Source organism: uncultured Ruegeria sp., assembly GCF_947504215.1.
Taxonomy (GTDB): domain Bacteria; phylum Pseudomonadota; class Alphaproteobacteria; order Rhodobacterales; family Rhodobacteraceae; genus Ruegeria.
Map to the genome: position 1 here is coordinate 1 of NZ_CANNGO010000017.1, position 12,917 is coordinate 12,917.

At 55.2% G+C, this 12,917-nt stretch carries 6 protein-coding genes; 5 read left to right on the plus strand and 1 reads right to left on the minus strand.

Annotation, left to right across the window (positions count from 1 at the left end):
- Positions 1-961 precede the first annotated feature (961 nt).
- Positions 962-3,010, minus strand: a complete 2,049-nt coding sequence (locus Q1B21_RS20460) for a dockerin type I domain-containing protein (RefSeq protein WP_299892695.1) — start codon at positions 3,008-3,010, stop codon at positions 962-964.
- Between the two features lie 227 nt (positions 3,011-3,237).
- On the opposite strand from Q1B21_RS20460, the gene Q1B21_RS20465 reads away from it, so the two are divergent.
- The 5 genes from Q1B21_RS20465 (at position 3,238) to Q1B21_RS20485 (ending at position 12,737) form a co-directional block, all read left to right on the plus strand.
- Entirely contained in the window at positions 3,238-7,077 is a 3,840-nt protein-coding gene (locus tag Q1B21_RS20465; protein ID WP_299892697.1) for an Ig-like domain-containing protein, read from the plus strand.
- Positions 7,078-7,129: 52 nt separating this feature from the next.
- Positions 7,130-7,969 (plus strand): SapC family protein, encoded by an 840-nt coding sequence (locus Q1B21_RS20470; RefSeq protein ID WP_299892699.1) that lies wholly within the window; start codon positions 7,130-7,132, stop codon positions 7,967-7,969.
- A 163-nt stretch (positions 7,970-8,132) separates the two neighbouring features.
- On the plus strand, positions 8,133-9,299 hold the full coding sequence (locus Q1B21_RS20475) for a TolC family protein (RefSeq protein ID WP_299892701.1): 1,167 nt from the start codon (positions 8,133-8,135) through the stop codon (positions 9,297-9,299).
- Complete coding sequence (locus Q1B21_RS20480) at positions 9,296-11,443, plus strand: type I secretion system permease/ATPase (protein ID WP_299892702.1); 2,148 nt, start codon at positions 9,296-9,298, stop codon at positions 11,441-11,443. Before Q1B21_RS20475 ends, Q1B21_RS20480 begins: the two co-directional genes overlap by 4 nt.
- The gene (locus tag Q1B21_RS20485) at positions 11,427-12,737 is read left to right on the plus strand and encodes an HlyD family type I secretion periplasmic adaptor subunit (protein ID WP_299892704.1); all 1,311 of its coding nucleotides are present in this window, start codon (positions 11,427-11,429) and stop codon (positions 12,735-12,737) included. The genes Q1B21_RS20480 and Q1B21_RS20485 overlap by 17 nt, the downstream gene beginning before the upstream one ends.
- The last annotated feature ends 180 nt before the right edge of the window (positions 12,738-12,917 follow it).

Consider the following 12,917-nt stretch of genomic DNA (forward strand, 5'->3'; position numbering starts at 1 on the left):
AGATCAGACATGTTCACCGCTCGTTTTCGAACCGTGAATCACGCTGTAAGGCGGAAATCAATCGGTCCTGACCCTAGTTGGCCTCTTCGTAGCCCAAAATACTGGCACAGTGTGTATTCCTCGAATTTGGTTGATCAGCAGAATGCCTGCCCTCAGCACTTGGCCCCACGCTGCCAACCGGCGACTACCTCCGTTGCCGTCGCAAGACCTGCAAAGTATACAATTTGTTCCAAATTTCGCGCGTGTACTTGTGCTTCTCGGTAGACCTTCCGTGTCACAACGTGGGGCGCATAACACGCCCCGCCCTAGTCTCTAACGACCCCGCGCTTTGCCGGGTTGACCGCACTCGGTGGTGTGTTCAAACGCAGATCGGTACAGAAAGCTATGCTGTGATCCCTAGGCACCTCGGCAGAAAGGATCGGTCGAAAACCTCAACAAACGTGTAGCTCGATACCTGCCCCGAGACTGCCAGGTGACAGTGCTCGCAAAAAGTGCCTTGGCCGCCACACACTAACTGAAACCGTTAGCGAAGAGATGATGACGCTGAGATAGCGGAAAACATCACGACGACCCCTGAGCCTTCTGTCATTTATCCCGGCGAAACCTCGGCTCCCGGCGCGAATTCATTCCTTAATTGGCTTCGGTCTGAGTATCGATTTGAGACGTGATCCCGCCACCGGCGAATCCAAGGACATCCAATTTCGGCGACGTCCGGTAGGTAACGAAGGCCCGTTTAAAGTTGCCTTGGTTCATGTATGCATCAGCGACATTCGCGCTTAATGCAGCATCATGCGAATAGAAGAATACCAATCACGTTCTGCGCGTTAACCTAACGTCTATTCATCGACAGACCAGATACGCGATCATGAGTGCTTCAGCCTCAAAAACTCATAGCGCAAAGTGTTACCAGTTTGGCTGAATAGTCTCAGCAATTGGGGGATCCAATACCCTACTACGACACTCAGAAAGCTTCGAGGTTTCCCAGGAGGATCGATGTCATGTCTGCTGACACCACGCCGTCAACTACTACGATATCGACGCCGGTCTCATAGTCTACGTTGTTTCGGGTTATGCCCGAAAGATCGGCGTCGGCATCCAGAAATACCCACTCTGCATTGTGCGCCGAAGGTTTTCCGACTGCGACTTGCAATATCGCCAGTGCATCCAGAGCGTTGATCGTACCATCTTGCGTGATGTCTGCCGCGATCAGATTTTCGGGCGATGCTGGTCCCCAGGTAGGGTCCAACCCGACAGAGAGACGGAGCACCTGCAGAGCGTCCAAAGCATTTATCTCCTTGCTGGCGGTGGAGTAGGATTTGACAATATCCAACTCACCGGAGAAAGACCCGGAAGGCATATCCAGATCAAATCGCCCTTCGTCATCGGCTCTGACGCTGACTGTCCCTCCGCCATTTGGGGTGAATTTGATTTCGGCATCTGTCAAACCCGGATTGGTAGTCTCAGATTTCACTGAGATTTCCCCCTGAATTCCTGGTGACCCACTTGGCTCCAACCCTTCGAAACCAGCGAAGTCAACCGGGATGTGATCCGCACCACCAAACCCGGTGCCAAATACGTCGGAACTGGACAGGGGACCACCCGAAGCCGAATAAATCTGGATCAGCTCATCCCGATATTCGATCTCGGCCCCTTCCGCGGTGCCCGTGAAGGTCAGCTGTGAAGGGGTGCGCAACAACAGGTAGTCAAACAAGTCCAACCGGTCTACGCCCACCTCGAAATCCGTAATTGTTGTTGGATCGCTGCCGGACTGCATGACAAAGATATCGGCCCCTGCCCCGCCTGTCATGGTGGTTGCTCCAGCTCCGGCGATCAGAATGTCGTCTCCCGCCCCGCCCAGAAGCGAAGTTTGCAGAATACTGCCACTTAGCATGTCATTCAGTGCGGTGCCGTTTACAGTGCCGAATCCTTCACTCACCACTCCCAACTCGCTGACAGATGTGGTCAGAAGATTCACGCCAGCGTCTTGTTGCGATGTGACCAGGATCTGCAACTCATCACCTACATGGGCTACGCTCAGGGATTGAATATTTTGGAGGCCGCTGCCCAATGTATCGGCGAAGCTTTCCAGATGGACCAATTGCCCATTGGGTGTGAGGGTGAACAGAGTTATCCCATCATCGCCGCCCCCAGCCACAACAAAAACACGCCCATCTACTTCAATCAGAGACAGATCCTGAACCGATTGGAACCGCGTATCGAGCGTGTCCAAAACATGATCGGTAGGGATAAGATTGCCAGAATCGCTGAGTTTCATAACGCTGAGCGAGTTGCTGACGGACCCAGCGACAACAATCCAGGACTGGCCATAGGCCTCGACGACTTCAACAGCCGTCGGCACGGCGATACCCAGCGTTTCGATGGCACTCGTGTTGTCGATTGCCGCCAACATGCCAGTGCCCGCATCCACCTGGAATACAGAGATAGCATTGGTTGCGGCATCAGCCGAAACGACAAACTGCCCTGCCCCAGACTGCAACGCCTGCATCGAATCAGCCTCGCCAACTGCTAGCCCCGCCAGACTGAGCGTGCCGTCGCCGTTTACAAAATATGTGCCAATTTGCCCGGTGCCCTCATGCGCGATGGCTAGAAGATCAGTTGAGCCCAGTGACATTTGCACCAGGGCAGAGACGTCGCCACCTCCGGCTAAAGTTCCGGTCTCCTGCAGATCTCCGATTGAGCCGTCGGAGTTCAGATCATACCCAACCAGACCCGTTGATGTATTCACGTCCAGCACCAATTGATCCTGCCCGCCCAAGGTCACCGGAACGCCACTCCGACCAACAACAAACGTGATGGTGCCAGTGTAGTATTCAGTGTCCACAAGCTGCGGAATTGCCCCGTCGACCAACCGCCAAACCGTGACGCCACCGGCAGGTCCGGTCACGGTATAAAGATACGTGTCCCCGTTAAACGTTTTTAAAGCGGTATCGCCGATACCTGAATCGAGCGCTGCGCTCCCCGTTGCAACCATACTTTGGAATTGAAGCATCACATCGATCACCCCCTAAGTCACCCCTGGCACGACAACAGGTTGATCTGATGGCCCGAGCAGAACCAAAGCGAGAATGTGGTGAAAACGAGGAGTTCAGTTTCAGATTAACTCAAATTTTCTGGTCCGAACGCGGCAATAATCAGAGGGCAAGACAGATGAAAAAATCCAAACCTGGACTGACCTGCTCCCCCCGGGACATCGCGGAAACCACATGTGAGGGCCAGATGACCAAGGCACCTGATTCCAACTCCCATTTGTCTGACGATCAACAGCAAACCGAACGCAAAGACCACGTGCGGCGGTGGATTGACGGTAAGCTTCGTCGTTGGGCTGGCCGCGGCATCGCTGGCGGGCTTGGCTCTACTCTCATGGCTTTGCCAGCTTTATCTCAGGCAAGCGTCGAAGAGCTTTATGCTTTCCAGTTTGCTGAAACAATTTCAGGTGTGCGGTCCGTCAAATTGCTGGAGAATGGTGATGTTGAACTGCGGATGGCCGATGGCCGCACGCTGATTGTTGCCGCCGAAAACGTCCAGGTCCTGGATAGCGGCGCAATCATGATCGCGGAAGAGGCGGTTGCTGAGATTGCTCAATTCAGTGTTGCGGAAGCTGGTGGCGCCGCCGCCGGAGGCATCGGTGGTGCCGGAGCCGCTTTGGGCGGTGTAGGGCTAGCCGGGGCCGCCGCAGCAGCCGGTGGCGGAGGGAGCGAGGGAGACGACGGCGGCCCGGTTGAGACACCGACGCCGACACCGGCGTCAGTACCCAGCTTCCCGAGCCTGAACCTGGCCGAATTGCAATCCACTGCATTGAACAGCGCCATCACAGGGTCCACCGCGCCAGAGGGGACGACCACGGTTGAGGTCACAATTGGCTCGGTGGTCACAATCGTCACACCGGACTCCGATGGCAACTGGAGCATCTCTCTTACCCCGTCGGAGGCCAGCGGACTTCCGCAAGGTGTTACCACAGTGACGATCAGGAATCTGGACGACTCGGGTGAAGAGATTTCAGTCCAACTTGTCCAATTCGATATAGATACGGTTCCGCCCACCATCTCAATTTCCGGGTTCTCGGATGGCGCTGTGCTGAACTCAGCCGAACAGTCCACTGACCTCACCATAACTGGCGCGACGGATGCCGAGAATGGTCAAACGGTGACCGTAACATTGAACGGCCAGTCATATACCGGGACGGTTTCCGGTGGGCATTGGAGTGTGACGGTCCCATCGTCGGACCTGGCCGCTTTGCCCGACGGTGCGACGATTGCTGTTACCGCCGACGTCGCGGATAGTGCAGGCAACCCCGCCGTTCAGATCAGCGGAAGTTTTGACACAGACTTCAGCGCGCCGGTTGTTACACTGGATTCGGTTGCAGGTGGCTCAATCGACCTTGCAGATATTGGTGGTGATTTGTCCGTAACCGGGACAACCACCGCCGAAGATGGTCAAATCGTCACCGTCACGCTTGACGGCGGAGTTTACACCGGGACGGCCACGGGTGGAAGCTGGAGCGTCACGGTTCCCAATGCCGATCTGAGCGGGCTTACCACCGGAGTGCCAGCCTCGATCACCGTGGCCGTAGAAGATGCGGCAGGTAATCAGTCGGCGCCGGTTGCTATGTCGGTCCCGGTCGATCTCACTGGTCCGTCGATCGCCATTGCGCCCTTGTCTGTTGGTGCAATTTTGAACTCCACAGAAGTTGGATCGGACCTTACCGTAACCGGTACAACAGGTAATGTCGGCGACGGACAGCAAGTCACTGTGACTTTGGATGGCCAGACCTATACCGGAGTTGTATCCGGAGGCAGCTGGAGCGTGACGATCCCGTCTGGTGATCTGGGCGCGCTTGCTGACGGTGGAAGCTTTAGCATAACCGCGGATGTAAACGACTCAGACGGCTTGGCTGCACCGCAGGCTGACGTGAGCCTTTCTACAGACATCACCGCGCCAACACTCAGCATCGATAGCTTTTCTACCGGCGCCATCATGAGCGCCGCTGAACAAGGCACTGATTTGGCGATTACAGGATTAGCAACGGCTGAAGACGGCCAAGTTGTGACCGTCATGATGAATGGTCAATCCTATTCCGCTACCGTATCAGGCGGCAGTTGGAGCGTCTCCGTTCCTGCAGCAGACTTGGGTGCCCTGCCCGATGCTACAACTATAAATGTCACTGCAGATGTATCCGATACCGCAGGCAATCACGCAATTCAGGCCAGCAACGGATTCGACACAGATTTCACGGCACCCGCGATCGCCATAACGAACCTTTCAGATGGTGCCGTCATGAATGCGGTCGAGCAAGGCACTGATCTGACCGTATCCGGCACGTCGGACGCTCCGGATGGTAGCATTGTGACGGTCGAAATTGCTCGGGCTGACGGGACCGTTGATGTCACCGGAACCGCAACAGTTTTGGGTGGAAGTTGGACATATACCGCAACAGTCTCGGATCTCAGCGGACTACAGGATGCAGAAAACTACAACCTCAATGCCTCGACGGCCGATGCGGCGGGAAACACCGGCCAAGCCACAGACAGCTTCACCACCGATTTCACTGCGCCCTCGATCACCATTGATCCACTGTCCGTTGGTTCGGTTTTGGATGTGACGGAACAAAGTTCAGACTTGACCATATCCGGGACGACAACGGCTGAGGACGGGCAAACCGTTTCGGTCACGCTGGGGGGCCAAACTTATACGGCGATCGCAACCGGAGGGACCTGGTCGACCACTGTGCCCACAGCGGATCTGGCTGCACTTGCAGATGCAACAAACTTTCCAGTATCTGCCAGTGTCGACGATGCAGCGGGCAACAGCGCATCTGGAGCTACAACGTCCGTCACGACGGATTTTCGACCCATATTGAGCATGAGCTCGATCGGTACAAACAACGCTTTTTCACTGTCTGACGCACAGAGTTCGGGTTTAAACATCAGCGGCTCATCGATCGGATTGGCAGCAGGCCAGACCGTCGACGTGGTGTTGAACGGCGGTTTAGTCGGGGCGGCAACTGTTTCGATGGACGGTTCCTGGTCTTTGAACGTAGCGCCTTCAAGCTTTTCTGGCTTCGATGCAGGGGATGACCTAACTTTTGCTGCTCAGGCAACAGTGTCGGGTGGACCGGACCCATTAGCAGTTTCCAGTGAGGCCACGGCGCACGTCCCAGCAGCATACGTTATTACTGAAGTGGGACAAACCGGAACAACCGTAACATTTGCGATCCACGCCGATAGTGACCGCGACTTGTCGAGCGGACTGGCCATGACAGCAGAGCTTGAATACGACTCAACCGTTGTCACTTTCGACACAGGCTCAGACACCGAAAACGGTGAATTTGATTTGTTCTTGGTCAACCCCGGTGTTGGAGACACGGTGAACTTCGCGGGAGCCGCAACCACCTTTACCGATCTGTCGCAACCGTTGGTCACGTTCACCATGACGGTTCAGGACCCAAACCAACCGATCATTCTGACGATCACTACACCAGATGGCGGCCCTACAGATTTCCAGCTTGGTACGGATGGAAACGACACTCTCACTGCAACCGACGTGGATGCCATCATCCGCGGTGGAGATGGCGACGATTCCATTGATCTTAGTGATGCAGGACGAGACATAGTCGTGTTCGAAGCCAACCCTGCCGACAATGGTGCCGACACCGTGACAGGGTTCACGATCGGATCGGCAACTGATGTTACAGATGCCTTGATGTTCAGTGGGCTTGACGTCAGTTCCTTGCGGGGCGATGGAACCGATTTTGAAATATTAACCCTTGGTGATGCACTCGGATCGGACACCGGGTTTGTAGGTCTGACAACCATTCTTTCCGATCTGACCGAGGGGACAATTGAAGCCGCAGTAGAGAGCTTTATCGGCGCGGTCTCAGGAGATGAATTGTACCTGCTCGCTACAGACGGAACCGACAGTGTCTTGGTCAAAGTCGACTACTCTGCTTCCGACGCAGCAACGGTCGACACAGTCGCAACGTTCGACGGGTTGGGTGATTTGAGCGGCCTGAACTCAGACAACATCCTTCACACCGATCCAACAGGCGCGGGCGCCTAATCCAAAAAGCGTTCAATTGGTGAAGTAACAACAAAAATCGCAAGAGAGTGTTATGGTACAGGATGGGTTAACTCCAGTCAGCTACAAAATGCACGGGCACCGATTTTGGCGGCGTTTCAAGTCGTATGACTTCGCCCGTGACCTTACCGATTGCCCCATAGTTGAGGCAGAGGTCCTTCAAGGTGCCGCCGCATTCCCGATTGTGTTCAAGGCCGCCGATGCGGGGGTCGAACCAGTTGCCTTGCTTTCGATGACGTACGGAGCATCGACGCCGTTTGTCTCGGCTGATGGTACATGGTTGGCGACCTATGTACCGTCGGCTTTGCGTTGCACTCCATTTCACGCATCTCGGATCGAACCCAAAAACGCGATCGCAAATCAGTTCCAACTATTTGTGGATGAGACGCTAGGGCTTGTCACCGACGAGCCATCCGATGAAGCTTTTTTTGATGAAAGCGGTGTACTGGCGCCGGAACTGCAAAAGGTAAGTGCGTTCTTTCAGGCGCGCATCGCTGCGGCTGAAGAAACCGCTAGGCTATGCGATGTCATCGCCGAGATGAATCTCTTTGCCCCGGTCGCCAATCATCACGGTATCGAATTTCCTGATGAAACACTGGGCATAAACTCTAAAGCACTCAGAGGTTTGCCACAGGCGCAGAAGACGGTGCTGGCAAGGTCCGGCGCCTTGCGATTGATACATGCGCACCAGGTTTCGCTTTCACACAGTTCGTGGTTGACGCAGGCGCAGCTGCAGGCAGGGCAGGCTGAAAAACAGCCCAGACTCAACAGTATGCCCAGTGTTTCAGATTTCCTCGATGCCATTGCAACAGCCCAACACAGCGAGCAAAGGCTTGAATCTAGAGAGGGGGAAAACCTCCATGCCAGCGTTTGAACAACCTCTACTGCGGCTCGCGGCGTTGACCCTAACCGCCCAGCTTTCCGCCTGCATCGCTCCCCCCGATATGTCGATTGTGGAGGCCTCGTTTTCTGGGGGAACCGCAGGTGCCGGAGCGACGCGATCCTCCAGAAATCTCACCCAAAGTGGTTTTGGAAAGATGATCCAGCTAGCGGTAGAAACAAGCCCCAACCTGGCGCAAAGCAACACCAGAATGGAACTCGCCACCGCAAACCAAAACGCAGCCAAAGGCGCATTCCTGCCGCAGGTATCGCTGGGATTAAACGCAAGATCCGAGCGCATTAAGTCAGATACAGCGGATGTTTCACCCTATTTGCGTGTTTCCCAATTGGTCTACGACGGCGGTGCAGCTGCGGGCGATCTGGCCGCGGCCCAGGCACGTGTGTTGGAAAGCCGGGGCGATCAACTGCAGACCGCAGCCGCCACTGCACTTGCGGCGATTGAAGCCTACGCAATCGTTCTGGATCAGCGTAAAATTCAGGACATTAACGCGCAAAATGTTTCGGTACATGCAGCGTTGGTGCGCCAAATCTCTGATCGGGCGGCGGGTGGTGCGGGTTCGAACGTTGATGTTTTGACTGCCCGCTCCCGTATGGCCGATGCCCGTACAAGTTTCACCGATGCCAAGGCGCGCACTGACCGCGCCGAAGCGCGGTTTCGTGAAGTTTTTGGAACGGTGCCAGGTATGTTGCCAGCACCTATTGCCGCCCCAAAGCTGGCTCGCAGCGACGCCCAGATTGTAAAAGACAGTCCGCAGGTCCGCCGTGCCAACGCAGGTTTGCTCGCAGCCAAAGCACAATGGACCGCAGCGCAGGCACGCCGACAACCTGATGTACGGGTGGCTGCCTTTGCAAATCAGGACGACAGCCGCGATGCAAACTTTGGCGTGGATCTATCGTTCAACTACGAGTTGGACAGCACTGGTCAACGCCGCGCTGCTATCGCAGTTGCCGAAGCACAGGTAAAAGAAGCTGAATTCGCGCGTGAAAGTCTGATCCGCGAGATTACCCGTGAACTCGAAGGCATCCGCTCGGACCAGAAAGCGGGTGCAGAAAGACTACGCGCAGCACGGGTCGCTGTTGCGGCCAATGCAGAAAGTGTCGCCGCCGCCCGCGAGCAGTTCACCATTGGACGACGAAGCCTTATCGAAATCTTGGATGCGCAGCGCGACTACGTAAATGCTCAGGAACGATTGATCTTGGCAGAACAGAGCTTTTTCCTAACCAATTACGCGGTGTTGAGCCTGACCGGGGATATTCTTGATCTGCTTGGAGTTACCCCGAACACTTGGGACGTACCCTCTTGAAACACGATAGTTCGGTTCGAGATAATACCTCCCTAAGTCCTTTTGAAGCTTGTCTTTTGAACGTGGCTTCCACGTTAGATCGACCACTGAGTCTTGCCATGCTGCACGCTGCTGAAACTGGGTTGCAGGACGGACTAACTATCCAGGATGCAATTTCCGTTGCCCAGAGGATCGGATTGCAAGCTGGGTATGGCGCCAGGCGCCTGAATGCCTTTGACGACACTTTGGTGCCCGCAATACTGCTGTTGGCTGAAAACGAGGCTGTAGTCTATCACGGGCGTTCGCCCGACGGGGCGCTTTTGATATTTGATCCGGCGATTGGCGAAGGAATTGGCGAAGTTTCCGAAGACAGATTCCTTAACAAATATACCGGATATGCAATTCTGTTTCGCAGAAACCACAATAGCGAGATGTCCTTAAGCGGCTCTGCCCAACACGGGCACTGGTTCTGGTCGGCTCTGGCTGTCAACCGGTGGTCATACATTCAGGTTGCACTCGCGGCAGCATTGGCAAACCTGTTAGGCCTGTCCACATCAGTTTTTATCATGGTCGTCTATGATCGGGTTTTACCGAATGAAGCCATGGAGTCCCTGATTGCTTTGACGGCGGGGGTTGGTCTGGCACTTGCGTTCGATTTTGTGCTCAAGGTGCTAAGGGCTGGGTTTATAGATAGGGCCGGGCAAAAGGCCGATATGATCATGGGTCGTCGCGTTTTTGACCAATTGCTCAACATCGAAATGAAGTCACGCTCGGGTTCGACCGGTGCAATGACCAGCACTGTTCGGGAATTTGAAACCCTCCGCGAGTTTTTCACGTCGGCAACTTTAGTGGCCGTGGTTGATCTGCCTTTCATTGGATTGTTTGTGTTGGTTATCTATCTGGTTGGTGGGCAACTCGCGCTAATCCCCGCTCTGGCAGTGCCCGTTGTGTTGCTGGCGGGGCTGGCAGCACAACCAATCTTGTCGCGAGTGGCAGAAAAGAGCTTTGCAGATGGGCAGTCCAAACAATCGGTTTTAGTGGAAGCAGTTTCTGGTTTGGAGACCATAAAAACCACATCTGCAGGTCGACAAATGCGTTCGCGTTGGCGCGCTGCAATCGAACGTCAATCCGAGCACGGTGCGCGCAGTCGGGCCGTCACGCAATTTGCCCTGAACTTCACCGGGTTCACCCAACAGGCAGCGCAGGTACTGATTGTTTTCTATGGTGTTTTTCTGATCTCAGAAGGTCAGGCAAGTATGGGCGCACTGGTTGCATCTGTGATGCTGACTGGGCGGGCGTTGGCGCCGTTGGGCCAGCTAGCCCAAACCCTTACCCGAGTTAACCAGGCGCGAAGCGCGTACCGAAATCTCAATGCACTCATGCAAAGCGAGAGCGAACGTCCCGAAGGTCGCAACTGGATAAATCGAGCTGGGTTCAACGGGGGAGTTTCCTTTAGCAACGTGCATTTTGCCTATCCGGACAAAACTGACGACGCGCTTAGCGGTGTTTCCTTCACGATAAACCCGGGTGAAAAGGTTGCGATTCTCGGACAGATCGGGTCCGGCAAAAGCACTATCGCAAGGTTACTGTTGGGCCTCTACAAACCGCGGGTCGGGTCTGTACTGTTGGACGGGCTGGACATTCGCCAGATCGATCCTGGTGACCTGCGCCGCAATATTGGGTCCGTTTTGCAGGACGTATGGCTGTTTTCTGGATCTGTTCGGGACAACATTGCCAGCGGTGCGATCCGGCCTCGGGATGAAGACCTAATCGAAGCGGGGCGCATCGCAGGCGTAGAAGACTTTGTTGCCCGTCAGCCCGTTGGATATGACCTGCAACTTGCAGAGCGTGGTGAAGGGCTCTCGGGTGGGCAAAAACAAGCGATTGCTCTTGCACGGGCGCTGATCGGGCGGCCACCGGTGTTACTGCTTGATGAACCTACAAGTGCGATGGACGTCAAGACCGAAGCCGAGGTGATTCAGCGCCTGAAGCACGCGACCAAAGACACGACACTGGTGATCGTGACCCATAGAACGAGCCTGTTGGATCTTGTTGACCGAGTGATCGTGATTGAAGATGGGAAAATAGGTGCGGATGGTCCCAAAAGCATGCTGACGCAGCATGTTCGGCGTTCGGGGAGGCACCTGAATGTCGCGGCATCCTGATTTGGCGGCTTTGGCGCGTGAAATGCGCGGCGGCTCATCGATTAGGGGTTCACTTCTTCTGTTGGTGGTTCTCTCCTGTCTGCTGGCGGCTGGGACTTGGGCGTATTTGACCGAGTTGGATGATGTTACACGCGTGGATGGCCGGATTGTACCTTCGGGCGACGTGCAGCTGATTGAGGCAACCGAACCTGGTGTGTTGCAAGCTGTCCATGTTCGGGAAGGGCAAGTGGTCGATAAAGGCGCATTGCTGATGGAGTTGGATACGACACAGATCGACAGTCAGCTAAGCCAGGAACAACAGCGTGCTTTTGGTCTCATGGCACGTGCCCTGCGTTTACGGGCAGAGATTGACAGCATCGAACTCGCGTTCGACGAAAACCTGATCAAAGGTGCACCGGCCGTCGTGCGGTCAGAAACCGCATTGTATCAGGGTCGGCAAGCTGAACTGCAAGCCGAAATCGCCATTCTGGAACGTCAAAGGCAGCAACGGCACCGTGAATACGAAGAAGGTTTGGTGGATCAGGTCACCGCGGATGAAACGCTCAAAGTTTTGGCCGAAGAACGGGCCATCATGGCCCCTTTGATTGAACGTCACATGGAACCGGCCACAACCCTATTGGCATTGCGCCGCAGCGAAGCCGAATGGAAGGGTCGAAAAGTCAGGGCCAGGGCCGTGGCCAACAGATTGAAAACCGGTTTAGATGAAATCGACGACCGGATTAAGGCCACGCGCAGCCGCTTTCGAAGTGCTGCGCTTACTGACTTGGCTCTTGCGACTGCCGAACTTGCGACGCTGCAACCCGCCCTGCCCGCTTTGCGCGACCGGGCGGCGCGGGCTCAGGTGCGGTCGCCGGTTCGTGGGATCGTCAATCGGATACATCGTACAACTATCGGTGGCCTCGCTCGGAGCGGAGAGGACCTGATCGAAGTTGTGCCCTTGGATGAGACGCTACTGGTAGAGGCCTATGTGCGACCTGAAGACATCGCTTTCTTGCGGGCTGGCCAACCGGTCAAAGTGAAGATCACAGCATATGACTTTGCGCGCTATGGCGGGCTGGACGGAGAAATCATCCGGATCGGAGCTGATACGATCACGAGGTCCGAACGGAATGACGAGGAGGTCTTCGTTGTAGAAATTCGAACCAGTAACACAATGCTCGACGCAAGCGGAATCGCGGTTGAAATCATTCCCGGAATGATCGCTGAAGTGGATATATTGGCCGGTCGGAAATCGGTTCTGGATTACTTGGTGCAACCAGTTGTGAAAATAAAGGATCGTGCGTTGCGTGAGTGAGGCAATGCCCAGCGAGGTTTTCTGAAAAACGCTGCTGAGTGGAACAGTTTAGGCGCAGTCGCGTTTCTCAGCCCGATTCCACCCAACACTCGTGTGGACGACTTATCAACGCTTCCCAGCATAGAACCCTGAGCTAATCAAAACGCCCTGAAGACCAGAATGGCAATCAAAAACAAAGGT